Source organism: Streptomyces sp. NPDC001020 (assembly GCF_053599115.1).
In genome coordinates, this window is sequence record NZ_JBSFLQ010000055.1 from 12,617 (window position 1) to 39,195 (window position 26,579).

The 26,579-nt window shown below is 69.4% G+C and carries 24 protein-coding genes and 2 tRNA genes; 18 read left to right on the forward strand and 8 right to left on the reverse strand.

Annotation, left to right across the window (positions count from 1 at the left end; all coding sequences use genetic code 11):
* Positions 1-114: 114 nt before the first annotated feature.
* Positions 115-1,056: an NAD(+) diphosphatase gene (nudC, locus tag ACWDEX_RS33600; RefSeq protein ID WP_450468255.1), complete on the forward strand. Its 942-nt coding sequence runs from the start codon at positions 115-117 to the stop codon at positions 1,054-1,056.
* Between the two features lie 77 nt (positions 1,057-1,133).
* Here nudC and ACWDEX_RS33605 read toward each other — a convergent pair whose 3' ends face one another.
* Positions 1,134-1,391, reverse strand: coding sequence for a mycoredoxin (locus ACWDEX_RS33605; protein WP_450468256.1), 258 nt, complete (start codon positions 1,389-1,391; stop codon positions 1,134-1,136).
* A gap of 143 nt (positions 1,392-1,534) precedes the next feature.
* Here ACWDEX_RS33605 and ACWDEX_RS33610 point away from each other — a divergent pair, with 143 nt between their 5' ends.
* From ACWDEX_RS33610 to ACWDEX_RS33625, 4 genes are all read left to right on the forward strand, one after another.
* Entirely contained in the window at positions 1,535-3,787 is a 2,253-nt protein-coding gene (locus tag ACWDEX_RS33610; protein WP_450468276.1) for an ATP-dependent DNA helicase UvrD2, read from the forward strand.
* A gap of 165 nt (positions 3,788-3,952) precedes the next feature.
* Entirely contained in the window at positions 3,953-4,273 is a 321-nt protein-coding gene (locus tag ACWDEX_RS33615) for a hypothetical protein (RefSeq protein ID WP_450468257.1), read from the forward strand.
* Between the two features lie 175 nt (positions 4,274-4,448).
* Entirely contained in the window at positions 4,449-4,817 is a 369-nt protein-coding gene (locus ACWDEX_RS33620) for a WhiB family transcriptional regulator (protein ID WP_073754157.1), read from the forward strand.
* The gene (locus ACWDEX_RS33625; RefSeq protein ID WP_450468258.1) at positions 4,814-5,137 is read left to right on the forward strand and encodes a hypothetical protein; all 324 of its coding nucleotides are present in this window, start codon (positions 4,814-4,816) and stop codon (positions 5,135-5,137) included. Before ACWDEX_RS33620 ends, ACWDEX_RS33625 begins: the two co-directional genes overlap by 4 nt.
* Positions 5,138-5,307: 170 nt before the next feature.
* Here ACWDEX_RS33625 and ACWDEX_RS33630 read toward each other — a convergent pair whose 3' ends face one another.
* Positions 5,308-6,672, reverse strand: coding sequence for an ABC1 kinase family protein (locus ACWDEX_RS33630; protein ID WP_450468259.1), 1,365 nt, complete (start codon positions 6,670-6,672; stop codon positions 5,308-5,310).
* Positions 6,665-7,888, reverse strand: coding sequence for a TOMM precursor leader peptide-binding protein (locus tag ACWDEX_RS33635; RefSeq protein ID WP_450468260.1), 1,224 nt, complete (start codon positions 7,886-7,888; stop codon positions 6,665-6,667). Before ACWDEX_RS33635 ends, ACWDEX_RS33630 begins: the two co-directional genes overlap by 8 nt.
* Positions 7,889-8,102: 214 nt before the next feature.
* Here ACWDEX_RS33635 and ACWDEX_RS33640 point away from each other — a divergent pair, with 214 nt between their 5' ends.
* The 4 genes from ACWDEX_RS33640 (at position 8,103) to ACWDEX_RS33655 (ending at position 11,982) form a co-directional block, all read left to right on the forward strand.
* Positions 8,103-8,699 (forward strand): M48 metallopeptidase family protein, encoded by a 597-nt coding sequence (locus ACWDEX_RS33640; RefSeq protein ID WP_450468261.1) that lies wholly within the window; start codon positions 8,103-8,105, stop codon positions 8,697-8,699.
* A 203-nt stretch (positions 8,700-8,902) separates the two neighbouring features.
* On the forward strand, positions 8,903-10,519 hold the full coding sequence (locus ACWDEX_RS33645) for a TerD family protein (RefSeq protein ID WP_450468262.1): 1,617 nt from the start codon (positions 8,903-8,905) through the stop codon (positions 10,517-10,519).
* Between the two features lie 11 nt (positions 10,520-10,530).
* Positions 10,531-11,211, forward strand: coding sequence for an AIM24 family protein (locus tag ACWDEX_RS33650; RefSeq protein ID WP_450468263.1), 681 nt, complete (start codon positions 10,531-10,533; stop codon positions 11,209-11,211).
* 15 nt (positions 11,212-11,226) lie between these two features.
* Positions 11,227-11,982, forward strand: a complete 756-nt coding sequence (locus ACWDEX_RS33655; protein WP_450468264.1) for an AIM24 family protein — start codon at positions 11,227-11,229, stop codon at positions 11,980-11,982.
* Positions 11,983-12,040: 58 nt separating this feature from the next.
* Here the strand turns inward: ACWDEX_RS33655 and ACWDEX_RS33660 are convergent, their stop codons facing one another.
* Both ACWDEX_RS33660 and ACWDEX_RS33665 read right to left on the reverse strand, forming a co-directional pair.
* Complete coding sequence (locus ACWDEX_RS33660; RefSeq protein WP_450468265.1) at positions 12,041-12,556, reverse strand: NUDIX hydrolase; 516 nt, start codon at positions 12,554-12,556, stop codon at positions 12,041-12,043.
* Positions 12,553-13,995: a zinc-dependent metalloprotease gene (locus ACWDEX_RS33665; protein ID WP_450468266.1), complete on the reverse strand. Its 1,443-nt coding sequence runs from the start codon at positions 13,993-13,995 to the stop codon at positions 12,553-12,555. Before ACWDEX_RS33665 ends, ACWDEX_RS33660 begins: the two co-directional genes overlap by 4 nt.
* A 190-nt stretch (positions 13,996-14,185) precedes the next feature.
* Between ACWDEX_RS33665 and ACWDEX_RS33670 the strand changes: the two genes are divergently transcribed.
* The 4 genes from ACWDEX_RS33670 to ACWDEX_RS33685 all read left to right on the forward strand — a co-directional run bounded on the left by ACWDEX_RS33670 (position 14,186) and on the right by ACWDEX_RS33685 (position 17,501).
* On the forward strand, positions 14,186-15,349 hold the full coding sequence (locus ACWDEX_RS33670; protein WP_450468267.1) for an SDR family oxidoreductase: 1,164 nt from the start codon (positions 14,186-14,188) through the stop codon (positions 15,347-15,349).
* Between the two features lie 190 nt (positions 15,350-15,539).
* The gene (locus tag ACWDEX_RS33675) at positions 15,540-16,001 is read left to right on the forward strand and encodes a molybdenum cofactor biosynthesis protein MoaE (protein WP_450468268.1); all 462 of its coding nucleotides are present in this window, start codon (positions 15,540-15,542) and stop codon (positions 15,999-16,001) included.
* 173 nt (positions 16,002-16,174) lie between these two features.
* A complete protein-coding gene (locus tag ACWDEX_RS33680) occupies positions 16,175-16,339 on the forward strand; it encodes a hypothetical protein (RefSeq protein WP_450468269.1) in 165 nt (54 codons plus the stop codon).
* A gap of 82 nt (positions 16,340-16,421) precedes the next feature.
* A complete protein-coding gene (locus ACWDEX_RS33685) occupies positions 16,422-17,501 on the forward strand; it encodes a YlbL family protein (protein ID WP_450468270.1) in 1,080 nt (359 codons plus the stop codon).
* An 89-nt stretch (positions 17,502-17,590) separates the two neighbouring features.
* Here ACWDEX_RS33685 and ACWDEX_RS33690 read toward each other — a convergent pair whose 3' ends face one another.
* A complete protein-coding gene (locus tag ACWDEX_RS33690; protein ID WP_450468271.1) occupies positions 17,591-18,133 on the reverse strand; it encodes a PPA1309 family protein in 543 nt (180 codons plus the stop codon).
* A gap of 165 nt (positions 18,134-18,298) precedes the next feature.
* Here ACWDEX_RS33690 and ACWDEX_RS33695 point away from each other — a divergent pair, with 165 nt between their 5' ends.
* The 4 genes from ACWDEX_RS33695 (at position 18,299) to ACWDEX_RS33710 (ending at position 23,573) form a co-directional block, all read left to right on the forward strand.
* On the forward strand, positions 18,299-21,241 hold the full coding sequence (locus ACWDEX_RS33695) for a UPF0182 family membrane protein (RefSeq protein ID WP_450468277.1): 2,943 nt from the start codon (positions 18,299-18,301) through the stop codon (positions 21,239-21,241).
* Positions 21,242-21,285: 44 nt separating this feature from the next.
* Positions 21,286-21,359, forward strand: a tRNA-Met gene (locus ACWDEX_RS33700).
* Positions 21,360-21,587: 228 nt separating this feature from the next.
* A complete protein-coding gene (locus ACWDEX_RS33705) occupies positions 21,588-23,447 on the forward strand; it encodes a tetratricopeptide repeat protein (RefSeq protein WP_450468272.1) in 1,860 nt (619 codons plus the stop codon).
* A 52-nt stretch (positions 23,448-23,499) separates the two neighbouring features.
* A tRNA-Met gene (locus ACWDEX_RS33710) sits at positions 23,500-23,573 on the forward strand.
* Between the two features lie 164 nt (positions 23,574-23,737).
* Here ACWDEX_RS33710 and ACWDEX_RS33715 read toward each other — a convergent pair.
* Positions 23,738-24,154 carry a Fur family transcriptional regulator gene (locus ACWDEX_RS33715; protein WP_450468273.1) on the reverse strand — a complete coding sequence of 139 codons (417 nt, stop codon included), beginning with the start codon at positions 24,152-24,154 and terminating at the stop codon, positions 23,738-23,740.
* Positions 24,155-24,281: 127 nt separating this feature from the next.
* Between ACWDEX_RS33715 and ACWDEX_RS33720 the strand changes: the two genes are divergently transcribed.
* A complete protein-coding gene (locus ACWDEX_RS33720; protein ID WP_450468274.1) occupies positions 24,282-25,754 on the forward strand; it encodes a catalase in 1,473 nt (490 codons plus the stop codon).
* A gap of 112 nt (positions 25,755-25,866) precedes the next feature.
* Here ACWDEX_RS33720 and ACWDEX_RS33725 read toward each other — a convergent pair whose 3' ends face one another.
* Positions 25,867-26,268, reverse strand: coding sequence for a CBS domain-containing protein (locus ACWDEX_RS33725; RefSeq protein ID WP_450468275.1), 402 nt, complete (start codon positions 26,266-26,268; stop codon positions 25,867-25,869).
* Between the last annotated feature and the right edge of the window lie 311 nt (positions 26,269-26,579).

Below are 26,579 nucleotides of genomic sequence, written 5' to 3' on the forward strand. Positions count from 1 at the left end.
CTGAAAGGGCCGCCCCGCGCACCCAAAGCTCACCGGACCCGGTCCCCTCCAGCCATACGTCCCGCTGAACCGCCCGCCGAACAAACCGCCGCACAGGGGGAGTTGGAAGCACCCGTGACCACCTGGACCGACCACACAGCCGACCGGCCCATCTCGCTCACCGCGCCGAGCGGCATCGACCGGGCCGCCCACCACCGGCTTGACGAGGCCTGGCTCGCCGCGGCGTGGAGCCACCCCACCACCCGCTGCTTCGTGGTCTCGGGCGGTCAGGTTCTCATCGACGAGACGCCCGACGGTCGGACCGAACTCGTCATGACCCCCTCCTTCGAGGCACCCCTCACGGAGGCCCACCGCTACTTCCTGGGCACCGACGAGGACGGCGTAAGTTACTTCGCACTCCAGAAGGACACGCTCCCGGGCCGTATGGACCAGTCCGCGCGCCCGGCGGGCCTGCGCGAGGCCGGACTGCTGCTGTCCCCGCGCGACGCGGGTCTGATGGTGCACGCGGTCGCCTTGGAGAACTGGCAGCGCATGCACCGCTTCTGCTCGCGGTGCGGCGAACGCACGGTCATCGCGGCCGCGGGCCACATCCGCCGCTGCCCGGCCTGCGGTGCGGAGCACTACCCGCGCACCGACCCTGCGGTGATCATGGCTGTCACCGATGAGAAGGACCGTATTCTGCTCGGCCGCCAGGTGCACTGGCCCGAAGGCCGCTTCTCGACCCTCGCCGGCTTCGTCGAGCCCGGCGAGTCCATCGAGCAGTCGGTGCGCCGCGAGGTCTTCGAGGAGACGGGCGTCACCGTCGGTGAGGTCGAGTACATCGCCAGCCAGCCCTGGCCCTTCCCCTCCAGCCTGATGCTCGGCTTCCTGGCCCGAGCCACCTCCACCGACATCAACGTCGACGGCGAGGAGATTCATGAGGCTCGCTGGTTCTCCCGCGAAGAACTGTGCGCCGCCTTCGAGTCCGGCGAGGTGCTGCCCCCGTACGGAATCTCCATCGCCGCCCGCCTGATCGAACTGTGGTACGACAAGCCCCTGCCGACGAGGAGCGGCTGACACCGGCACGCGCCCTGGGGGAAGCAACAAGCAGCCCCCGTCCCTGCAGGGGCGAGGGCTGCTTCCCGAGCTGCGGGTCAGACGCCGAGCGCCTGCTTCACCTGCGCAAGGCTCGGGTTGGTCATGACGACCTCAGAGCTTCCCGGGGTGGGAATGACCCGAACCGTCGGAACCGTCTGATTTCCACCGTTCGCCTTCTCCACGAAAGCCGCGGACTCCGGGTCATGCTCGATGTTGATCTCGTTGTACGCGATGCCCTCGCGGTCCAGCTGGCTCTTGAGCCGACGGCAGTAGCCACACCACGTAGTGCTGTACATCGTCACAGTGCCCGGCATGTCGGTTGTGCTCCCTTGCGGCTTGGGGGGTGAGTGCTCGCTGAGAATGCAAACGTACGTGAACGTTCCACCATTCCCGTGCCCACCAGGGCGGGCAGGCCGGCCCGTCACGAGTGATGCCTGTCGCATCAGTACGACTGCACATGCCCCCCTGTGGACAACCGCCGCACCCGTCCCCGCCGACCTGGCAGCATGGCGGGGTGACAGCAGCAACGCACTCCACCCTCTTCCCGCAGGTTCCTGACTCGGCCGACGCGGTGCTCGAAGGGCTCGACCCCGAGCAGCGCGAGGTGGCGACCGCCCTGCACGGCCCGGTGTGCGTGCTCGCAGGCGCCGGCACGGGCAAGACGCGCGCCATCACCCACCGCATCGCCTATGGAGTACGTGCCGGCATCCTCCAGCCCTCCAGCGTGCTCGCCGTCACCTTCACCAACCGCGCCGCGGGTGAGATGCGAGGCCGTCTCCGCCAGCTCGGCGCCGCCGGCGTCCAGGCCCGTACATTCCACTCCGCCGCCCTGCGCCAGCTTCAGTACTTCTGGCCGAAAGCCGTGGGAGGTGGCCTCCCCAGAATCATCGACCGCAAGGTCCAGACCGTCGCGGACGCCGCTGCGGCCTGCCGTATCCGCCTCGACCGTAACGAGCTGCGGGACGTGACCGCCGAGATCGAATGGTCCAAGGTCACCCAGACCGTCCCCGCCGACTACGCGGCCGCAGTCGTCAAAGCGGGCCGCGAAGCCCCCCGTGATCCTGCCGAGATCGCCCAGCTCTACGCCACCTACGAAGACCTCAAGCGCGCCCGCGCCGTCATCGACTTCGAGGACGTCCTCCTGCTCACTGTCGGCATCCTCCAGGACCGGCACGACATCGCCGAGGCGGTCCGCGCCCAGTACCAGCACTTCGTCGTCGACGAGTACCAGGACGTCAGCCCGCTCCAGCAGCGTCTGCTCGAGTTGTGGCTCGGTGACCGGGACAGCCTGTGCGTGGTCGGTGACGCCAGCCAGACGATCTACTCCTTCACCGGCGCCACCCCCGACCACCTCCTCGACTTCCGCACCCGTCACCCCGGAGCCACCGTCGTCAAACTCGTCCGCGACTACCGCTCCTCACCCCAGGTCGTCCACCTGGCCAACGGCCTCCTCGCCCAAGCCCGCGGTCGCGCCGCCGAACACCGCCTCGAACTGATCTCCCAGCGCGCCCCGGGCCCCGAACCCGTCTATGCCGAATACCCCGACGAGCCGGCCGAAGCCGAAGGTGCCGCCCGTCGCATCCGTGACCTGCTCGCCGCCGGTGTGCCCGCCGCCGAGATCGCGATCCTGTTCCGTACCAACTCCCAGTCCGAGATCTACGAGCAAGCCCTCGCGGACGCCGGAGTCCCCTACCAGCTGCGTGGCGCGGAACGGTTCTTCGACCGCCCCGAGGTGCGCAAGGCGGGTATCGCCCTGCGCGGCGCGGCCCGCTTCGGTGCCAATGACTCCCTTCTCGACGACGCCGTGGACCTGCCCTCCCAGGTGCGCGCCGTGCTCTCGGGCGAAGGCTGGACCACCACGCCGCCCGCGGGCTCCGGAGCCGCCAGGGAGCGCTGGGAGTCCCTGGCCGCACTGGTGAACCTCGCGCAGGACTTCGCCGCGGCCAAATCCGACGCCACCCTCGCCGACCTGGTGGCGGAACTCGACGAGCGGGCGAACTCCCAGCACGCCCCGACGGTGCAGGGCGTCACCCTCGCCTCCCTGCACTCGGCCAAAGGCCTGGAGTGGGACGTCGTCTTCCTCGTCGGGGTCGCCGAGGGCATGATGCCGATCACCTACGCGAAGACCGACGAGCAGATCGAGGAGGAACGCCGTCTCCTCTACGTTGGTGTCACCCGCGCGAGGGAACACCTGCACGTTTCTTGGGCCCTGTCCCGCTCACCCGGTGGTCGCCCCGGGCGACGGCCCAGCCGCTTCCTCGACGGGCTGCGCCCCGGCTCCACCGCCGTGACGGGCCACACGGCTGCGGCCGGCGGCGGAGGTGTCGTCCGTGGCTTCAGCACCGTCGCCTCCACCGCTCTCCCGCGTACGAGTAGGACCCCGGCCCGCTGTCGGGTCTGCGGGCGCACGCTGTCAGACCCCGGAGAAATGAAGCTCATGCGCTGCGACGGTTGTCCCTCCGACATGGACGAGGGCCTCTACGAGCGGCTGCGTGAGTGGCGGGCGACGCAGGCGCACCACAGTGGGCAGCCCGCGTTCTGCGTGTTCACCGACAGAACGCTGATCGCGATCGCCGAGGTGGTTCCCGGCGACGCGGGTGAACTGGCCCGCATCCCAGGAGTCGGAGTCCGCAAGCTCAGGCGCTACGGCACCGACGTTCTGGCCATCTGCGCTGGCAGGCATGGAGCAGCCGACGGCGAGGATGGCTGATACGAACTCGTCGAAAAAATAGTTTGCGCATGCCCCAGCAATCCCCATAGGTTCTTAGCCATGGGAGCAGAGGCCTTCTCGAAGGCCCTGATTCCGTGCTGTACTTACCTGTCCGTCGGACTGGCCAGCCCCAGTCCCTCAAGACGCCGAGAGGAGGCGATTCCAGTGATCAGCATCAACACCAGCTTCATCAGCACCGTCAAAATGACCGATCGCTCGGTCGTCTCCACGTGCATGCTCGGCGTCTCGAACCTGGGCACCGGTCTGTCCGGCATTCGTGCCGTGCGTCCGGCGTCCGGCGTGTCTCTCGCGGGTCTTCCCATCCGTGAGGGCAATGAGCGACCGACCAAGGCACTGGAAGCAGTAGCGGCACAGGCACAGGCCTATGCCTTTGCGGCAGCCGGTGCCGGATTCCGGAAGCAGACGACGCAGCACCACCTGATGTGGGCCTTCCGTGGGCCAAAACCCTGGAGTGATCCAGCCTGATCGTCGATCAGGCCGGCGCCTTCAGGGCCGCGGAACCCCATCCGGGATCCGCGGCCCTTCTGTTTTCCCCGAACCGGGACGGCAGACGAAGAAGCCTCGGGAAAAGAAAAGAACCCGGTACCAAGCCGCCACCCGGTCCCACCGGACCGGAACGACCAGACGAGGAAGACGAACCGTGCAACTCGAAGCGCACGCCCCGTCCGTACCGCCTTCCGAAACGATCCCCCCGCCCGGCCTCACGGAGGACCCCACCTTGACCCCGCTCACCGCGCTCACCGCGCTGGACGACGCCATCGAGAACCTCGGCGTGCCCGTTCCCTGCCGCTCCTACGACCCGGAGGTCTTCTTCGCCGAGTCGCCTGCCGACGTCGAGTACGCCAAGTCCCTCTGCCGTACCTGCCCGCTGATGGAGGCCTGCCTCGCCGGCGCCAAGGAACGGCGTGAGCCCTGGGGTGTCTGGGGTGGCGAGCTCTTCGTCCAGGGAGTCGTCGTCGCCCGGAAGCGGCCGCGTGGTCGCCCGCGCAAGAACCCGGTCACGGCATGAACACCGCAGGAACGATCGACCGCCCCCTGACGCACGACCCCGAGAAGCAGGCCCCGATGAAGCCGTCCACCAGCGATCCCACAGGCTCCGCAACCTCAGACTTCACCACCTCCGGCGCGAACGCCTCGCGCCAGAACAGGACCCGAGAGATGCAACTCATCCCAGAAGCCTTGGCTCGTGCGCATATGCGCGAGCAACTGCATGAGGCCGAGCAGGAACGCCAAGCCGTGCACCTGGCGGTGGCCCGCCGGATGCAGCGCCGGGCCGAGCGCGCGTCGCTGCGCGCCCGCCGTGCGCTCGCCATGGCCGTCATGCAGTAGCCCACAACCATCGGCAGCAGGAACCCTGCACGGGGCCGGTCCGTGCGGACACAGTGTCCGCACGGACCGGCCCCCGCACTCATGCCCCGCCTTGCCGCCGCCACCGGACGCCGTGTCCTGGACGACCCGGACGACCCGAACCGGCAGGATTCGGTCCGGTGGTAGGCCGCTCAGGCTTCCGCCGCCGGTTCCTCTTCCTCCGGCAGGAAGCCCGGCAGCCACTCCTCCAGTTCGTCGCGCAGGCGGACCGTGGCGCCCAACTGGCACAGCACGCCGATCGTGCTCAGGGTCACGCGATGTATGAGGAGGTACGCCGGGGGCAGGTTCAGCCGCTTGCCCAGCTGGTATGCGGGGGAGCGCGGGTCGGCGATACGTGCCGCCTGGCTGCGCATCCAGCCACGAGTGAAGGTGAACTCGTCAGCCTGGGCAGGTTCGATGATCGGGAGGAGATAGTCGAGGACCGCGTCGGGGTCGAGTTCGACTGATTCCTTGACGAAGCCCTCCGTGCAGAGGAGCTCGTAGACAGACCGGGCGTCGCCCTCCAGGGTCATCCGCAAGGAGTGGCCGATCGGGGTCGGCAGACCGCCGGGCAGACGGTCGACCGTGCCGAAGTCCAGGACGCCCAGGCGCCAGCTGTCCTTCCCGGCCGTACCGTCGGGGCCGGGCAGGAGACGGAAGTTGCCCGGGTGCGGGTCTGCGTGCAGGAGGCCCGTGCGGGCCGGGCCCGAGAAGAGGAAACGGGCCAGTAGCTGGCCGGCGCGGTCCCGCTGTTCCGGGGAACCGTCGGCGATGACCTCCGACAGCGGTATGCCGTCGATCCACTCGGTCACCAGGATCTGCTCGCACTGGTGCACCACCGCCGGCACCATCACGTCCGGGTCGTTCGCGAACTCTTCCGCGTGTACCTGTTGAGCCTGTGCCTCCAGGCCGTAGTCCAGCTCCTCGGAGACCCGGTCGCGCAGCTCCGCGATCAGCGGCTTGATGTCCATGCCCGGGATCAGGGGGCCCAGTAGACGGGCGAAACGACTGAGTTGGCTCAGGTCGGAGAGCAGCGCCTCGCCTGCGCCCGGGTACTGCACCTTGACCGCCACCTCACGGCCGTCGTGCCACACAGCTCGGTGCACCTGGCCAATCGAGGCGGCTGCCGATGGCTTGTCCTCGAATTCGAGGAACTTCTCCCGCCAGTCCGCGCCGAGGTGCTCCTCCAGCACGGCGTGCACGGTGCGCGTCGGCATCGGAGGGGCCGCCTCCTGAAGCTTCGTCAGCGCGGCGCGGTACGGTCCGGCGACCTCTTCGGGGAGCGCCGATTCGAAGACGGACAGGGCCTGCCCGAACTTCATCGCACCGCCCTTGAGCTCGCCGAGCACCTTGAAGAGCTGCTCCGCCGTGCGCTGTTGGAGTTCGCGGCCGACGATCTCCGCGGGCTCGCCGACGATTCGTTTGCCGAGTCCCCAGGTCGCCCGCCCGGCGAAGCCGAGCGGGAGCGCGGCGAGCTTGACGGTTCGGGTGACCGCCTTCCGAGGAAGATCAGACATGCGCCCTCCAAGTCCCAGACAGCCGGGCCGCGTGTGCCCTGCCAAACAGGTTCCTCGGCGGCCGTTGCTCTGCCATTGTCTCGTGCGGGCCCCCGTTCGCTGACGTGTGTTCTTCCTTACCTTTCTCCGCTGCTCCGCACCCGCATGCGGGATGAGCCCACACCGGTCGCGCGTGCCAGTGGAGCTGGGGCACGGATGCCTCCCAGCGTGCACCCGCGCTGGAGGGCGCCTCGCCGTCGAGGAAGGCGAGCGCATGCCCGGCGGCGACTCCCGCTACGGCGGTCGCCAGGGCGAGATCGCACGCCTGGAGCGGCCGCGGGCCTCCGGAGCGCCACTGGGCGACCAGCCGCGCCCAGGTCTCGTCCTGGTCGGCGCGTCCCCGGTCGAGGCAGCCCGCGCAGCCTGTGTCGCCTGGCAGGACGAACGGGCCCACGACTCCCGTGCCCTCCACGACACCGGCGTACAGATGAGGTGTACCGGAGGCGATCAGCGGCTCGGCGGCCAGGGGGTCGGGGGCGTGGACGTGCAGGCCGTCGCGCGGGGCGAGGATCACCAGGGAGTAACCGGGGCCGGCGTCGTCGTGGGGAGAGCGTCGCGAGGCGCGCACTCGACGGGGTGGCCGGTCTGGTGCGGCCGCTCGCACCGCGCGGCGGGCCGCATCCTCCCTGCGCTCGCCGATCGAGTCGGCCGGCAGACCGCCCGGTGCCACGTCCCACGGCTCGACGCGGCCCGTGTCGCGGACATCGACGTCGCCGATGCCCGCGCCCGCCAGCAGCGAGGCGAGGACGGCCCCCACACGGCCCGCGCCCCGAACCTGGACCCGAAGGGAGCGGCGGGCGGCCAGGCGCCGGGCGGGCTCGCCCGGCGCGCGGGCGATCAGGGACAGCGACGCGAGGTCGGGGCGGAGGCGGTCCAGGACGGCCGCTTTGGCACGGAGGGCGTCGGCCTGGGGGCCGCCGCCCGTCGCGTCGTCCAACAGGCCCGAGCCGGACAGGTTTTCCACCAGTGCGTCGACGTGGCCGTCGGGCAGTCCCATGCCTCGGGCCTCCTCGCGCAGCAACGGCAGCCCACGGGTGCCGTCGAGCAGCGCGAGGAAGCTGCCGGTCGCCGTGTCCACAGGGCCCAGCACCATCGCGTGCGCGGGTGCCATACCGAACTGCACGGTGTTCAGATCCCGCCATCCGCGCCGCAGCGCGGACTTCATCATCGGATGCATGACCGGCTCCCGTTGTTACAGAGTATGTCCCCGTTCGTCGGCGGACGTTCCGATCCGTCGACGTTTGCCAGCATGCCGGGACGGTCGGGTGTGTGCCGAAAGTTGTCCACAGGTTCGGGGATTCGTCGTACGAGTCAAGCGCCCAGGGTGCCGATCGGTACGGAACCGTCCCCGAGACGGGACTTCTCCCGCGCGCAGCGGGTAACGTCGGGGCGTGCCGCCCGACCCACTGCACCACGCCGGAAAGCCGCAGCGCAGCACGACGAGTCAGCCGCCGAGCGGCTCGCAGGTGAGCCCCATCGAGGTGCGCAGGAGCACGCGACGCCGCAGAACGGTCTCCGCGTACCGCGAGGGCGATCGCACCGTCGTACTCATCCCCGCCCGGATGTCCGAGGCGGAGGAGCAGCGCTGGGTGACGGTCATGCTCGACAAGCTGGCCGCCCAGGAGAGCAAGCGGTCCATCGGCGACGCCGAGCTGGCCGAGCGGGCCGAGCGGCTGTCGGCACAGTACTTCGGCGGGCGTGCGCGGCCCGCCTCGGTCCGCTGGGTCACCAACCAGAACACACGCTGGGGCTCGTGCACCCCGTCCGAGGGCAGCATCCGTCTGTCGCACCGGTTGCAGGGCATGCCCGAGTACGTCGTCGACTACGTCCTTCTGCATGAGCTCGCGCATCTGCTCGTACCGGGGCACGGGCCGCGCTTCTGGCGGCTGTTGGAGGCGTATCCACGCACGGAGCGGGCCCGTGGCTACCTCGAAGGGGTGGTCGCGGCCGGTCGGCTGCCCCACCAGCCGTCGTCACGGGCCGACTAGAGGCGACAGCCGGGCACCTGACCTCCCGCGTGCCGAGCAGGCGTAACCGCTCACACCGGCGCCCACCGCGCACCGGGCCGACGCCACCGGAGCTTCGAAGGGGCGGTTGTGTACCGGGTCCGTACCGGTTCCGTCCTCTTCGGAATTTTGCCGTTAGCCTGGCGCGACGCACTCGCATTCGGGATGGGGGACGGTCGTTACGCATGGTCAGGGAATTCCAGCGCGGCCACAAGGCCAGGATCAGTGACCTCACCGCGGGTACGGACCTGTACGTAGGCGTGCAGATCTCCGCGCCCGGATTGACCTTCGACATCAGCTGCTTCGGCCTGGACACCGACGAACGGCTCTCGGACGACCGGTACTTCGTCTTCTTCAACCAGCCGAAGACGCCTGAGGAAGCCATTCAGCTGCTCGGTCCGCAGGCGGGCGACACGGAGTCCTTCCGAGTCACGCTCACCAAGATCCCGCCACAGATCCGGAAGCTGTCGTTCACCGCGACGCTCGACGGCGCCGGGCAGATGTCGCAGATCGGTCCTGGATACCTGCGCATCGTGGCGGGTGGCGAGGAAGTGGCCCGTTACCCGTTCAGCGGCTCGGAGTTCACCACCGAACGTGCCGTCATGCTGGGTGACTTCTACCTGAAGGACGTCTGGCGGTTCGCCGCGGTCGGCCAGGGCTTCGACGGCGGGCTCGAGGCGCTGCTGAAGAACTTCGGTGGCGAGGTCCTCGAGGAGGAGGTGCCCGCTCCGCAACAGTCGCAGGCCGCCGCCCCGGGATTCGCCCCACCCGCCCAGGCCGCCGCTCTGCCTGCGTTTGCCGCCCCGGCCGAGCCAGTCCCGCAGCCCGCTCCGGTCCCGCAGCAGCCGCAGCCCGTCCCGCACCCGGGCGCCACACCCCACACGCCGGCGCCCGCGATGTCTGTGCACGCCGCGCCCACCATCATCGCGCCCCTGACCGTCCCGCCGGGCGGGACGGTGCCACCGCCGGGCCCCGCCCCGCACGTTCCGCCCCCTGTCCCGCCACCCGTCCCGCCCCCCGGATACGGCGGGCAGCCGTCGGCCCCGATGCCGCCCGGTTACGGGCAGCCGGCCCCGTACGGCCAACACCCGGGCCAGGCCCCCTCCCCGTACGGCGCCCCCCAGGGCGCCCCGCAGGGCGGTACCGGTCTGGCCGCCGCGCTGCAGGTCTTCAAGGAGACGCCCACCGGGCAGCGGTGGACGCAGCAGAACAAGAAGCTCGTCCGCGTCGACCTCGGCATCGGTGGCCAGCCCGTGCTGGCCCGGCAGGGCAGCATGGTGCTCTACCAGGGCAAGGTCGACTTCGGCTACAAAGGCGCGGGTATCGCCGGGCGGATCGTGGGCAACGCGACCGGCCAGGAGATGCAGTTGATGCGCTGTACGGGCCAGGGGCAGGTGTTCCTCGCCGAGGACGCCACCCATCTGCACCCGATCGAACTCCAGGGAGACGCGATCTGCGTCTCAGCGCAGAGTGTCCTCGCCTTCGACGAGTCCCTCCAGTACGAGGTCCGGCGCATCGAGGGGCACGGCATCCCCGGGGGCGCGCTGTTCACCATGCAGTTCCAGGGGACCGGCACGATCGTCGTGAAGACCCACGGCGCGCCCGTGGTGCTGCCCGTCACCCCGACGACATTCGCCGACTGCAACGCCGTCGTCGCCTGGTCCGCCGCCGCCCAGGTGATCGTCTCCAGCCAGGTGCGGATGCGCCGCAACGCGTACGCCGGAGACACCGGGGAGAGCGTCAACCTGCAGTTCCGGGCCGCGCCCGGAAGTTTCGTCGTCGTCCAGCCCTACGAGATCTGAGGGAGCCCGTCATGAACCAGCCGCCCGCGGGCTTCGCCCCCGCACCCGTCACCGCCCGCATGGAGAACCACGGCAGTCACATGCTGAAGGTGGCCATGCAGACCGGGAACGACCTTTTCGCGCGCGTGGGTTCCATGGTCGCCTACGAAGGGTTCATCCAGTACGAGCCCAACCCGCCCGCCGTGCGCCAGATCGCTCGTGACTGGATCACCGGTGAAGGCGCGCCCCTCATGAAGTGCTCCGGTGACGGTCTGCTCTACCTGGCCGACTACGGGGCGAACGTCGTCGTCATCAACCTGGGCGGGGACGCGATCTCCGTCAACGCGACGAACCTGCTCGCCCTGGACGCGCACCTGCAGTGGGGTGTCGAACGCGTCAAGGGCCTCGCCAAGTTCACCGGGCAGGGCCTGTGGAACACCAGGATCTCCGGTCAGGGCTGGGTCGCTTTGACCTCTCGGGGCGAGCCGATCGTCGTCGACTGCGGCAGTGGCGAGGACGAGACGTACGTCGACCCGGACGCCCTCGTCGCCTGGTCCCCGGACCTGAAGGTGAGGGGCAAGCGCAGCTTCAAGGCGCAGTCGCTCATCGGGCGCGGCAGCGGGGAGGCGTACCAGATGGCGTTCTCCGGGCAGGGCATCGTGGTCGTCCAGCCCAGCGAGGACAGCACCGACCGCCTCCGGATCCGGGGCTGAGGGGAACCGCACACCATGCAGAGCACGCTTTTCGCCTACAACGAGCAGCAGACCCAGGAGCGTTACAGCGTGCAGAGCGCGCAGTTGCTGCGCGTTCTGCTGGAGGGCCACGACGACATCCTGGCGCGCAAGGGCACCATGGTCGCCTACCAGGGGCTCATCGAGTTCGACGCCGAGTACCAGGGCAACAGCCAGCAAAGCGCGCGTGCGTACACGGGCGAGGGCCTGGACCTGATGCGCTGTCACGGGCAGGGCACCGTCTACCTCGCGAACCTCGCCCAGTATGTGCATGTCATGGACGTCGAGCCGGAGGGACTCACCGTCGACAGCAGCTACGTCCTGGCGATGGACTCCTCGCTGCATCACGAGGTCATCGCCGTGGACAGCCTGTACGGCATCTCCGGCTCCGGTAAGTACCAGCTCAACATCACCGGCCACGGCAAGGTCGCGCTGATGACGTCCGGCGCGCCCCTGCTGATGCAGGTCACGCCGGACAAGTACGTCAACTGCGACGCCGATGCGATCGTCGCCTGGTCCACCGGCCTGCGCGTTCAGATGCAGGCCCAGACGCATTCCTCCGGGGTGTGGCGACGCCGTGGCAGCACTGGGGAGGGCTGGGAACTCAGCTTCCTGGGTAGTGGGTACGCGCTCGTCCAGCCGAGCGAGCTGCTGCCGCCGCAGAACGCGATGGTCGGGCAGGGGCTGCGCGCCCAGTACGGCATGGGCCAGCAGGGCGCGCGGGGGCAGAACCAGGGCAACGTCTGGAGCTGAGCGCAGGTAGGGGGTGACCGCACAGGCGGTCACCCCCTACACCTCACTGCTCATGCCCTCAGAGCCTGGCGCGTGTCGCTTCCAGCAGTCGTACGACTGAGGCGTCCGCCACGTCCGCGACCTCGTCGTACGCGAACCAGCGCAGGTCCAGGGACTCGTCGCTGATCGCCTCGACGGCTTCGGCAGGGGCGAGCGCCGCGTACTGGACGTCGAGGTGCCAGGCGCACGGCGTGGGATGGCGGTCCAGGCGCACCGGACCGCCGGGCAGCAGGGTCATTCCCTTGATGCCCGACTCCTCCGTCGCCTCGCGCAGAGCGGCCGCGGCCAGCGTCTCGTCGACCGGCTCGCAGTGGCCGCCCGTCTGCAGCCACATCCGCAGCTTCTTGTGGAGGGTCAGCAGAACCCGGCCGCGCTCGGGGTCGATCACCAGGGCGCTCGCCGTGATGTGCCCGTCCCCGCAGGCCTTCCACATACCGTCCGGATACGCCGCCAAGTGGTCCAGGTAGACCTGCCGCAGCTCGTGCTGGCCCTCGTAGCCCTTCAGTACGAGGACCGCGTCGTCGTGGAGGCTCACTCGGCGTCGTCGTCCTTGCGCTCGGTGTCGGAGCCGTCGCCCTTCTCCAGGTCCGGCTTCTGGGCGGAGCCGCCGCCCGCCGCCTCGCCGAGCATCTTGTCCAGCTCGGAGAAGTCCAGCTGTTCGCGGTGCACGAAGCCGTCCGGATCGTCCAGGTCGGATGCCGTCGGCAGCATGTCCGGGTGGGCCCACAGTCCGTCCCGGCCGTCCATACCGCGTGCGTCCGTGAGCGATGCCCACAGGCGCGCGGCGTCCCGCAGACGGCGCGGGCGCAGCTGCAGGCCGATCAGGGTCGCGAACGTCTGCTCGGCCGGACCGCCCGTGGCACGGCGGCGGCGCAGGGTCTCGCGCAGCGCGTCCGCGGACGCCAGGCGCGGCTTCGCGGCGGCATGCACCACCGCGTCCACCCAGCCCTCGACGAGTGCCAGTGCCGTTTCCAGCCGGGCCAGGGCCGTCTTCTGCTCGGGCGTCTCCTCCGGCTGGAACATGCCCTGCTGGAGTGCCTGCTGCAGCTCCTCCGGGTTCTGCGGATCGAACTGGCCGACCACGTCCTCCAGCTTCGCCGTGTCGACCTTGATGCCGCGCGCGTAGCCCTCGACCGCGCCGAACAGGTGCGAGCGCAGCCACGGCACATGCGCGAACAGGCGCTGGTGGGCGGCCTCGCGCAGCGCGAGGTAGAGCCGCACCTCGTCCTCGGGTACACCGAGGTCCTTGCCGAACGCCTCGATGTTCAGCGGCAGCAGTGCGGCCTTACCGGCCGGGCCGAGCGGCAGGCCGATGTCGGTCGAACCGACGACCTCGCCGGCGAGCACGCCGACGGCCTGCCCGATCTGCGTACCGAACATGGCGCCGCCCATGGAGCGCATCATGCCGATCAGCGGGCCCGCCATGGCCTGCATCTCTTCCGGCAGGACATCGCCCATGGCCGCGCCGACGCGTTCGGCGACCGGGTCGACGAGTTCCTTCCACACGGGCAGGGTCGCCTCGACCCACTCCGCGCGGCTCCAGGCCACGGCGGAGCCGGCGCCGGACGGCAGCGACGTCACGCCGTCGAGCCACAGGTCGGCGAGGCGGACGGCCTCCTCGACCGCCGAGCGCTCACCCGGGCTGACGCTCGCGTCCTTCGTGCCGTCCGCGGTGCCCTGGGAGACCGTCTGGCGGGCGATCTGCTTGGCCATGTCCCAGTTCACCGGGCCGCCCTCGTACGAGAGCATCTGGCCAAGCTGCTGGAAGGCCGCGCCCAGATCAGTGGGGTTCAGGGAACCGAACATCGCGGCGAGCGGGTTGTCGGCGCCGGCGCCGCCGGCTCCGGGCAACCCGAAACCGAACGGGTTGGCCGGTCCCTGACCACCGCCGTCCTGCTGGTCCTTCTTCTTGCCCTCGTCGCCGTTCTCCGGCTCCTCCGGCGGAAGGCCGAATCCGAATGGGGTGTTACTCACGGGATTCCTCGGCTGGTAAGGCCACCGGTTCTTTCCGGCGGCTGGCTGCCCGACAACACCACCAGCGTAGACACCTCGTCCCGATCAAGCCTGGGTGCTTCGCCTACTCCTGGCCTGCGGCAGGATGGATGCCACCTGGTACACACGCGCGCTTCGCGTCCGTACTGAAGACAACCGCTGGAGTCGCCTGGTGAGTTCCCCAGATCCGCAGGTTCGCGCAGCGCGAAACCAATCAGCCCGTCCGTCGGCCGACGATCGCCCCCGGGCGGCGACGCTGCGCGTCGGCGAGTCCTCCACCGTCCGTGGGCCCGTCGTCGCGGTCACCGGCGCCGCGACCGGCATCGGTGCGCTGCTCACCGAGCGGCTCGCCGCGTGCGACGAGATCAAGCAGGTCATCGCCATCGACGAGCGGCGCGGGGAGTGCGCGGCGGCACAGTGGCACATCCTGGACGTGCGGGATCCAGCGATCGCGGAGAAGCTGCGGGGCGCGGATGTCGTGGTGCACCTGGCGCTCGACCTCGACCTGGAGACGGATGCGGCGGCGCGCACGGCGTACAACGTCCGGGGGACGCAGACCGTGCTGACCGCCGCCGCGGCGGCCGGGGTGCACCGGGTGGTGCTGTGCACGTCCGCGATGGTCTACGGGGCGCTGCCGGACAACGAACTGCCGCTCTCCGAGGACGCCGAACTGCGGGCGACGGCGGAGGCGACCGGGGTCGGGGACCTGCTGGAGATCGAGCGGCTCGCGCGGCGGGCGCCGCGGGCCCATCCGGGGCTCAACGTCACCGTCGTACGGCCGGCGGTGCTTGTCGGCGGCACGGACACGGCGCTGACCAGGTATTTCGAGTCGCCGCGGCTGCTGGTGGTGGCCGGTTCGCGACCGGCCTGGCAGTTCTGCCACGTCGAGGATCTGTGCAGTGCCCTGGAGTACGCCGCACTGGAGAAGGTGGACGGGGAACTGACCGTCGGGTGCGACGGGTGGCTGGAGCAGGAGGAGGTCGAGGAGCTGAGCGGTATCCGGCGGATGGAACTGCCGTCCGCGGTCGCCCTGGGCGCGGCGGCCCGGCTGCACCGGATCGGGCTCACGCCCTCGCCGGCCGGGGACCTGGCGTACACGATGTACCCCTGGGTGGTCAGCGGGAGCCGACTGCACGACGCGGGGTGGCGGCCGCAGTGGACGAACGAGGAGGTCCTCGCGGAACTGCTGGAGGAGGTGGCCGGGCGGCACACCGTGGCGGGTCGGCGCCTTGGACGCAAGGACGCGACGGCGGCGGGCGCGGCCGGCGCGACGGTCGCACTGCTCGGCGCGGCGGCGGTGGTGCGCCGGGCGCGGAAGGCCCGACGGCGCCTCTGAACGGCCAGGGGCGGCGTGCGGATGTGGGCCTGGGGCGCGAGCGCGTGGGTTCAGAAGGAGCCGTCACCCTGGGGCTGCGGATCCGAGGGGCCTGTCGCAAGAGCGTACGAAGAAGGCTCCGCACCGCACGCGCGCGTGTCGGGGCAGGCGTCCCTTTCTCGGTGTCAGCGGCGTACGGCACGATGGGGGCATGGCACCCCACAGTGATCACCCTGGTGAGCAGGCGGCGGACGAGCCCATCAAGCTGCTCGCGATCCGCGACACCCCGCTCTCCGTCGACGAGGTCATCCGGGCCGTCGGGGACGACGCCGCCGGCGGGACCGCGCTGTTCGTCGGGACCGTGCGGAATCACGACGGCGGGGCCGACGTCGACGAGCTCGGGTACGCGTGCCATCCCAGTGCCGAGGCCGAGATGCGGCGCGTCGCCGAGAAGGTCGTCGCCGAGTATCCGGTCCGGGCGCTCGCGGCCGTGCACCGTGTGGGGGACCTGCGCGTCGGCGATCTCGCCGTCGTCGTCGCCGTGTCGTGCCCCCACCGCGGCGAGGCCTTCGACGCCTGCCGGAAGCTGATCGACGACCTCAAGCACGAGGTGCCCATCTGGAAGCACCAGAGGTTCTCCGACGGGACGGAGGAGTGGGTGGGGGCCTGCTGATCCCGCCGTTCTCCACTGACCCCGCGTGTGCTTCTCATACCTCTCATAGGGTTAATCGAGCCCCCGACGGGCCTCCGCTTGCGTAACCGCACCCCTGCCGTGAGCGTTGTCAGTGCGGATGATTAATCTGCTGATCAGTCAGCTGCGGACGCTCGTGGGTTTGGGAGGTCGGCATGGCGGCGCTCGCCTGGTTGCTGATTCCGCTTTTGGCCGCGATCGGAGCCGGACTGTGGGGCGGTTGGGTCAGTCGCAACCGCACGGCCTTGGGTGACGGCTCCGAGCTGGCCGGGTACGCGCGGTTCCGCGAGGCCATGGAGAAGTCCCACTCGGGCGGCTGAAGGCCTCCGCGCTCCTGGGGTCGCTCTCTCGTACGAGCGGCCCCGGAGGTGCGCTGACAGGACAGTCCCGTACTGTCGTTCCATGCCACGCCGCACCGCGACGATGCTCGCCTCCACCCTGATGCTGATCGTGCTCCTGTGCGCGGGAATGTTCATCAAGGTGCCGTACTCGGAGCTGTCCCCGGGCCCGGCACCGAACACCTTGGGTGCGGTGAAGATCTCGGGGCACAAGACCTACGAGACCAGCGGCAATCTGAACATGACCACCGTCCAGGTCACCCGAGCGGACTTCAATCCGTGGCTCGCCCAGGCCATATACGGATGGCTTGCACATGACACATTGGTCGTGCCGCACGACACGCTCTATCCGGACGGCAAGACCGAGGAGCAGTCCAGCCAGGAGAATGCCGAGGAGTTCAGCCAGTCCCAGGAGAGCGCCAAGGTCGCCGCGCTGAAGCAGCTGAACATCCCGGTGACGTCCAGGGTGATCGTCTCCACCGTTGTCAAGGGGGCGCCCGCAGAGGGCAAGCTGCACGCCGAAGACGTCATCAAGGCCGTTGACGGGACCGCTGTGAAGGCGCCCGGCGACGTCTCCAAGCTGGTGACCAAGCACAAGCCCGGGCAGGACGTCGTGTTCACGATCGTCCCCGCGAAGGAGCAGGCCGCCGCCGACAAGGCGCACAAGACGGCCACCGCGACCAGGAATGTGACGATCACCACGGCGAAGTCCCAGGACAGCGGCCAGGAGCGGGCCATCGTCGGGATCTCCGCCGGGACCGGCCACACGTTCCCCTTCACCATCGACATCTCGGTGTCCGACGTCGGCGGCCCCAGCGCCGGTCTGATGTTCGCACTCGCCATCATCGACAAGCTCACCCCGGGCTACCTCAACGGCGGCAAGATCGTGGCCGGCACCGGCACCATCGACGACAACGGCCGGGTGGGTCCGATCGGCGGCGTCGAGATGAAGACCATCGGTGCGCGCCGCGAGCACGCTCAGTACTTCCTGACGCCCAAGGACAACTGTGCGGCCGCCGCGAAGAACACCCCCAAGGGGCTGACGCTCGTCAAGGTCAACACCATCGAGGACGCCCTGGACGCCCTCAAGGACATCCGCACCGGGAACACCGCCGACCTGCCGAAGTGCACCACCAAGGGCTGACGGCAGCGCCTGCACATGATGGGCGCCCGGAGTCCCCGGGCGCCCTCAGCCGCGTACCCGCCCGGCCCTGAACGTCGCCTGCCGTGGCACTAGTCGGCGAACGTGGCCGACAGTGCCTCCGCAAGGCCCGGTACCAGGTCCGGGCCCGTCAGTACCTCCGTCGACGAGTCCTTCTCGCGCAGCCGCAGCGCCGACTCGCGCGTGCCGTCCCGCAGGACCGCCACTGTCATGCGCACCTCCTGGCGGTCCGGGTGCTCGCCGACCCACTTCGCCAGCTTCTTCCCGCTCAGCCCCTGGGGGACCGCGGACTCCGCTGACGGCGGCAGCATCAGCCGCTCCACCGTGAGCGCGCAGCCGGCCACCGCGTCGGGCCAGGCGATGGTGCCGAGGAACTCGTCCAGCGGCCTGTCGGCAGGGATCTCCTCTTGTTCGATCGGGGTGAGACCGGTGGTCTCGGACTCGTCCTCCAGGCCGAGCTGGGCCGCGAGCAAGGGTTCCTGGGTGCGCAGCCGCGCGGTGTCTACGAGGGCGAAGAGGCGAGCGGGCTGGTCCCAGCCGAGGCCGGAGACGTACTCGTCGATCTCGAGTACGGCCCGGGTGAGTGGGCTCGCTGCCATGGGAGTGTTGGACATGGTCACAATCCTGCCTCGTTCTCCCCCGGAAACGGGAACCGAGTAAAGCGCCAGTAAGTTGCATAGGTGAGGCTCCACGATCGTGGAGCCTCGTCCACGGTCCGCGTTCACGGGGGCCTGACGTATTCAACAGCGAACTTCGAGGTGCGCACCTTGGCTTTCCAGATGCCGGACCGCGGCGGAGGCCCGACGGGGCCACGGATCAGAGTGGGCCGCCCGTCCCGGCGAGCCCGGACCCTGCTCATGACACTGGGGGTCCTCGCCGTCCTCGGCATGGCGTTCATCATGTTCGCCGGCTTCTGGACGGACTGGCTCTGGTACCGGTCGGTGAGGTACTCGTCCGTCTTCACCACCACGCTGTGGACCAAGACCGGACTCTTCTTCGTCTTCGGCCTGCTCATGGCGGCCGCGGTCGGCCTCAATATCTGGCTCGCGCACCGAATGCGCCCGCCGCTGAGCGCCATGTCCACGGAGCAGCAGAGCCTCGACCGCTACCGGATGGGGATCGCGCCCTACAAGAAGTGGCTGCTGCTCGGGGTCACCGCCCTGATGGGCCTGATCTCGGGCGCGTCCGCGGCAGGCCAATGGCGTACCTGGCTGCTCTGGCTGAACGGCGTGCCCTTCCACCAGAAGGACCCCCAGTTCCACCTGGACGTTTCCTTCTACGCCTTCGACCTGCCCTGGTACCGCTTCCTGCTCGGCTTCGGCTTCGCCGCCACAGTGCTGTCGCTGATCGCCGCCGCGCTCACCCACTACCTGTACGGCGGCCTCAGGATCACCTCCCCGGGGTCGCGCGCCACGGCCGCCGCGACCGGGCACCTGTCCGTGCTGCTGGGTGTCTTCGTCGCCCTGAAGGCGGTGGCCTACTGGCTCGACCGGTACGGCCTCGCGGTCAAGTCCAGCGACTTCAAGGCGACCGGCGACTGGGCGGGCCTCAGGTACGTCGACGCCAACGCCTACCTGCCGGCCAAGACGATCCTGTTCTGCATCGCGGTCATCTGCGCACTGCTCTTCTTCGCGACCCTGTGGCGGCGCACCTGGCAGCTGCCCGTCATCGGCTTCGGCCTGATGGTGCTCTCCGCGATCCTCATCGGCGGGCTGTACCCGGCGCTCGTCCAGAAGTTCCAGGTCCAGCCGAACGAGCAGGCCAAGGAAGCGCCGTACGTCGAGAAGAACCTCAAGGCGACCCGCGAGGCCTACGGCATCAACGACGCCCAGGTCACCGAGTACTCGGGCAAGAGCGACGGCAAGGACAGGACCAAGCTGCGCGATGTGGCCGACGCCACGGCGAGCATCCGTCTGCTGGACCCGAACATCGTCTCCCCGACGTTCACGCAGCTCCAGCAGATGAAGAACTACTACGCCTTCCCGACCAACCTGGACGTCGACCGCTACAGCAAGGACGGCAAGGACCAGGACACGGTCGTCGGCCTGCGCGAGCTGAACCTCTCGGGTATCCCCGCCTCCAAGCGGAACTGGATCAACGACCACTTCCGCTACACACACGGCTTCGGCATGGTCGCCGCCAAGGGCACCGACGCCGGCGGGAACGGACAGCCGGTCTTCACCGAGTCCAACCTGCCCACCAGTGGTGACCTGCCCACCTACGAACAGCGGGTCTACTACGGCGAGAAGACCAACACGTACTCGATCGTCGGCGGTCCCCAGAAGGAGATCGACTACCCCGACGACAACGGCGAGAAGACCACCAGCTACCAGGGCAAGAGCGGGGTCAGCCTCTCCAACCCGATCAACCGGGCCGCGTACGCGGTGGCGTTCAGCGAGCCGCAGATCCTCTACTCCGGCGCCATCGGCGACGGCTCGCGGATCCTGTACAACCGCACGCCCAAGGAGCGCGTCGAGGCGGTCGCGCCGTGGCTGACCATCGACGGCGACGCCTACCCGGCGGTCGTGGACGGCCGCATACAGTGGATCGTCGACGCCTACACGACGACCAACGGGTATCCGTACGCCTCACGCACGACTCTTGGCGACACGACGGCCGACTCGCTGACCGTGGGCAACACCCAGCGCGCGGTGGTGGCGCAGCAGAACCAGGTCAACTACATCCGCAACTCGGTGAAGGCGACCGTCGACGCGTACAGCGGTGACGTCAAGCTCTACCAGTGGGACACCCAGGACCCGGTCCTGAAGACCTGGATGAAGGCGTTCCCCGGCACAGTGGAGCCCAGGAGCGACATCTCGACGTCGCTGATGGCCCATCTGCGCTACCCGCAGGACCTGTTCAAGGTGCAGCGCGAGCTGCTGACCCGCTACCACGTCAAGGACGCGCAGACGTTCCTGAGCGGCAGCGAGGTGTGGCAGGTGCCGGACGACCCGACGAACGACACGGGCAACGCGGTACCGCCGTACTACCTGAGCATGAAGATGCCCGACCAGCAGGAGCAGGCGTTCTCCCTGACGACGACGTTCACTCCGAACGGCCGCGACAACCTGGGCGCCTTCATGTCGGTCAACGCCGAGGCGGGTACCAGCGACTACGGCAAGATCAGAATTCTGAAACTGCCGACCAGCAGAACGGTCGACGGGCCGAAGCAGGTCCAGAGCCAGTTCAACTCCGAACAGAGCATCGCCGAGTCGATCAGGCTGCTGAAGGGCGGCGACTCACAGGTCGAGTACGGAAACCTGCTCACCGTCCCGCTCGACGGTGGACTGCTGTACGTCGAGCCCGTGTACGTACGCGGTGGCCAGCTCAAGCTGCCGTTGCTGCGCAAGGTTCTGGTGACCTACGGCGGTAACACCGCGTTCGAGGACACGCTCGACCAGGCGCTCAACAAGGTCTTCGGGGCGGAGGCTTCGGCCCCGCCGCCGAAGACGGGTACCGGCAACCCGCCGCCGGCATCGGGTAGTCCGACGCTCCGACAGGCGCTGAGCGACGCCCAGAAGGCCTTCGAAGCGGGCCAGGAGGCTCTCAAGAAGGCCGACTTCACGGCGTACGACAAGGCCCAGAAGGACCTTGAGAGCGCGCTGAAGCGGGCCGAGGAGGCGCAGTCCGAGGCTGGCAAGCCCGGTGGCAGCGACAGCGGCAAGGGCAGCGGTGGCTCGTCCGCCAGCCCGAGCGGCAGCCCCAGCCCTAGCAGCGGCTGATCAAGGAGCCCACCCCGCGTCGTGATACGGTTGTCACACAACGGCGCGGGGTGGAGCAGCTCGGTAGCTCGCTGGGCTCATAACCCAGAGGTCGCAGGTTCAAATCCTGTCCCCGCTACTGATGTCGAGGGCCCGGATCCTGATCATGGATCCGGGCCCTCGACGTGTGTGCGACACGACGAGGCGTACGACCTGACCTGGTGCGTCGCCTGAAGTGCCGCTCCATACGGGTCGAGTTGGCCGTTCTGTGTTTGACTTGTCTCTCTGTGGGCATGTCGACAAAACGCTGAAGTGACCTCAATGGCTGCGGTATACCAGGTGTACCCAGGTTGCAGGTGGTGCGACGATGGACGTTATGGGGGACAAGGCAACTCTGTACGGGACAGGGCGATTTGTGCAGCCCGCCGAGCGGGACGAGACCGGCGAGGCCGTCGAGAGCGACGAGGCGGGCGAGGCCGTCGAGAGCGACGAGGCGGGCGAGGCCGTCGAGGAGGTGCGTCGGCGGCTCGCCGCCGAAGCCGGTGACGTCGAGGCGATGAGCGTCCTCGGGGCCATGCTGCTGCGTCGTGGCGATCTCGACGGAGCCGAGCCCCAGCTGCGCGCCGCCACCGCCGCGGGCGACCGCGCCGCCGCCAACAACCTGGGTGTTCTCCTGCACCAGCGCGGATATGCCGAGGAAGCCGCCGGTTGGTGGCGGATCGCCGCCGTCGCCGGATCCGCCGCGGCCGCACACGCGCTCGGACGTCACCACCGTGAGCGCGGGGACGAGCCGGCCGCCGAGTACTGGCTGCGCCAGTCCGCCGAGCAGGGACACACCCTCGGCGCGTACGCGCTCGCCGATCTGCTGGAGCACCGCGGCGATGACGGCGCCGAGCGGTGGATGCGGGCCGCCGCCGAGCGCGGGCACCGCGAGGCCGCCTACCGACTGGCGCGGGCGCTCGACCGCAAGGCCCCGCGTGAGCGGAGGTCCGGCGGTGACCACGGTGCCGAGCCGCCCGTGCACGACGAGGCCGAACAGTGGTACCGGCAGGCCGCGGCGCGCGGACACCAGCGGGCGGCGCTGCACCTCGGTGCGATCTTGGAGCGGCGGGGCGACCTCAAGGAAGCCGGACGCTGGTATCTGACCAGCGCCAAGGACGGGGAGATCCGGGCCGCCTGTGCGCTCGGTTTCCTGCTGCGGGATGCGGGGGACACGGAGAACGCCGCCGTCTGGTGGCTGCGGGCCGCCCAGGAAGGGGACGGCAACGCTGCGAACGCGCTGGGCGCGCTGCATGCCGAGCGCGGCGAGACGCAGACGGCCGAGCGGTGGTACCGGGCGGCGATGGACGCAGGCGACGTCAACGGCGCGTACAACCTCGGGCTGCTCTGCGCCGAGCAGAGCCGGATCACGCAGGCCGAGCAGTGGTACCGACGAGCGGCCTACGCCGGGCACCGCGAGGCCGCGAACGCGCTCGCGATCCTGCTGCTGCGGGGCGGGGACGCGACCGGCGCCGAACCGTGGTTCTCCAAGGCCGCCGAGGCGGGAAGCGTGGACGCCGCGTTCAACCTCGGGATCCTGTACGCCGGACGTGGCGAGGACAAAGCGGCGCTGGGGTGGTACGAGCGGGCGGCGGCGGCCGGGCACACCGAGGCGGCGCTCCAGGTCGGGATCGCTCGGCTGAGGGAGGGGGACGAACGGATGGCCGAGCGGCATCTGCGCTGTGCGGCGGGCGGCGGCAGCGCGGAGGCCGCCTACCGGCTGGCCATGCTGCTGGACGCGCGTCGGCCACCGCGGCCCGCGCACGAGCTGGGTGAGCCGTCGCACGAGAAGAACGAGTGTGAGGAGTGGTACGAGCGGGCGGCGTCGCAGGGGCACCGGCGGGCGCAGGTACGGGTCGGGATGCTGGCCGCCGCGCGGGGCGATGTCGTGGAGGCGGCGCGGTGGTACCGGCAGGCGGCGGAGGCCGGGTCGCGGAACGGCGCGTTCAACCTGGGGCTGCTGCTCGCACGGGAGGGCAGTGCGCCGGAGGCCGCGCTGTGGTGGACGCGAGCGGCGGACGCGGGCCACGGCCGGGCCGCCCTGCGGCTTGCCCTCGTCTACGCGCGCCAGGGAGAGCTGGTGGAGGGGCAGCGGTGGGCGGACCGGGCGGTGTCGCTCGGGCCCGCCGAGGTGGCCCAGCGTGCGGCGCGGCTGCGTGATGCGCTGCGGCAGGAGTTGTCGGCGTGAGGGAAGCGATTTGCCTCCGTCCGCGTCATTGACGTAATGTTCCATTCAACGACGCGGGGTGGAGCAGCTCGGTAGCTCGCTGGGCTCATAACCCAGAGGTCGCAGGTTCAAATCCTGTCCCCGCTACTGAAGGCCTGGGGCCGGAATCCGAAAGGGTTCCGGCCCTGAGTCGTTTTTCGGCGCTGGTGCCCCACAGCTCGCTTGAACAGGGCGTAGTCAATCGTCAAGGAGCTGCCGTACGCAGCAAAGAGCCCCGGCCTCTCGGTGACGCCGGGGCCGGAGGGGTGCGATCACGCAGCGGAGCAGCTCGGGCACGTGCCGCGGTACGTCACCTCGACGTCCGAGACCGTGAAGCCGAAGCGCTCCGAGTCGGGGAGGTCGGCCAGCGGATTACCCGTCGGGTGTACGTCGCGGATGGCGCCGCAGCGGGCGCACACCAGGTGGTGATGCGGCCGGTGCGCGTTCGGGTCGTACCGCTTGGCGCGCTTGTCGGTGCTCACTTCGAGCACCTCGCCGAGCGAGACCAGCTCGCCCAGCGTGTTGTAGACGGTCGCCCGGGAGATCTCGGGCAGCTTGGCGACGGCTCGGGCATGCACCTCGTCGGCCGTCAGATGGACGTGCTCACCGTCGAGGACCTCGGCCACTACTCGCCGCTGTGCGGTCATCCGCCAGCCGCGTCCGCGCAGCCGCAGCAACAGGTCACTCATACAGACCAGCCTAACAGCAAGGGGACCAGGTCCCGAACGGATGTTGTTTTGGAGCGCAGCTTGACTTAGACATTGTCCATTGTAGGATCGAGATTCGGCTTTGGCCCAGGGACAGGGTTGGTCAGAAATGACGAAGGAGGCGCACGTGACGCAGGGACCGCTCACGACGGAGGCCGGTGCTCCGGTTGCCGACAACCAGAACAGCGAGACTGCGGGCGTCGGCGGCCCGGTTCTCGTCCAGGACCAGCTCCTGCTCGAGAAGCTCGCCCACTTCAACCGCGAGCGCATTCCCGAGCGCGTCGTGCACGCCCGTGGTGCGGGCGCCTATGGCACCTTCACGGTCACCGCCGATGTCTCCCGGTACACGCGGGCCAAGTTCCTCTCCGAGGTCGGCAAGCAGACCGAGACGTTCCTGCGCTTCTCGACCGTCGCCGGAAACCTCGGTGCCGCGGACGCCGTCCGTGACCCCCGTGGCTTCGCGCTGAAGTTCTACACCGAAGAGGGCAACTACGACCTCGTCGGCAACAACACCCCGGTGTTCTTCGTCAAGGACGCCATCAAGTTTCCCGACTTCATCCACACTCAGAAGCGTGACCCGTACACGGGTTCGCAGGAGGCGGACAACGTCTGGGACTTCTGGGGTCTGTCGCCGGAGTCCACCCACCAGGTGACCTGGCTGTTCGGCGATCGTGGCATCCCGGCCTCGTACCGCCACATGAACGGCTACGGATCCCACACCTACCAGTGGAACAACGAGGCCGGCGAGGTCTTCTGGGTCAAGTATCACTTCAAGACCGACCAGGGCATCAAGAACCTCACCCAGGAGGAGGCCAACAAGGTCGCCGGTGAGGACCCCGACTCCCACCAGCGCGATCTGCGCGAGGCCATCGAGCGCGGCGAGTTCCCGACCTGGACCGTCCAGGTGCAGATCATGCCGGCGGCTGAGGCGGCCACCTACCGCTTCAACCCGTTCGACCTCACCAAGGTGTGGCCGCACGAGGACTACCCGCCGATCGAGATCGGCAAGCTGGAACTCAACCGCAACCCGGAGAACATCTTCGCCGAGGTCGAGCAGTCGATCTTCAGTCCCGCCCACTTCGTACCGGGCATCGGTCCGTCCCCTGACAAGATGCTCCAGGGACGCCTCTTCGCGTACGGCGACGCGCACCGCTACCGCGTCGGCATCAACGCCGACCACCTGCCGGTGAACCGCCCGCACGCCACCGAGGCGCGCACCAACTCCCGTGACGGCTTCCTGTACGACGGCCGTCACAAGGGTGCGAAGAACTACGAGCCGAACAGCTTCGGCGGCCCGTTCCAGACGGACAAGCCGCTGTGGCAGTCGACCTCGGACTTCGCGGGCGGCACCGGCAACCACGAGGCGCCGGCCCACGCCGAGGACAACGACTTCGTCCAGGCGGGCAACCTCTACCGTCTTATGTCGGAGGGCGAGAGGGAGCGCCTGATCGCCAACCTGGCGGGCTTCATCTCGAAGGTCTCGCGCGACGACATCGCCGAGCGCGCGATCAACAACTTCCGTCAGGCCGACGGAGACTTCGGCAAGCGACTGGAGGCCGCAGTCCAGGCTCTGCGCGGCTGACCCGGGCTGGACCGCCTGCCGGCGGGAACGGGCCGGAACTCCTGTGGGGTTCCGGCCCGTTCGCGTGTCCGCGGCCGACGGGCGGTCCTTCTGATGGTGTCCCGGGACAGCACTAGCGGGTCGCGGCCCGGACCCGCTGCCGGGCCGGTGTCCAGCAGCGGATGATGTCGCGGACCGAGACCACACCGACGGGCTCGTGGTCGTCGAGGACGATCAGATGACGGAACCCGCCGTGGGTCATGGCGTGTGCGGCCTCTTCGAGTGTCCAGGACGGCGCGGCGAACACGACGTCCGTGGTGGTGTGGGCCTGGGCCCGCTCGGTGTCGGGACTCTGGCCCAGTCCGACGCAATTGAGGATGTCGCGTTCGGTGAGGATGCCGAGGCCGCCGGCGTCCGGGTCGAGGACCACGGCGGCGCCCACCCGGCGGGCGGACATCAGGGCTGCTGCCTGGCGGAGAGTGTGTGCGGGGCCGATGGTGAGGACCACCGTGCTCATGGCGTCGCGGACCAACATGGGGCGGAGCCACCTCCCTGGGGATGCACGGGCTCAGGGCTGCGGGCCCATCCAGTTCGTGCCCGCCGGTGGACACCTGTCCCATGCTTCACAAGTTCACAAGTGGGGGACTCTCAGAGTCGCAGGCAAAGGACGGGTCAACAAGAGGGCGCACGTGGTGAGTTCAGGGGCGCTCGGGGGGCACATGGGCCCCCCGATGCCCTGGCGACCCGACAGGCACTAGACGAGTCTTTCCGAACACGGTTAGTGGTCGTAGGCGGTCAGTGAGCGGCTGACCGCCTGGCCGGTCTGGAAGTTGTGCCAGATCGCGG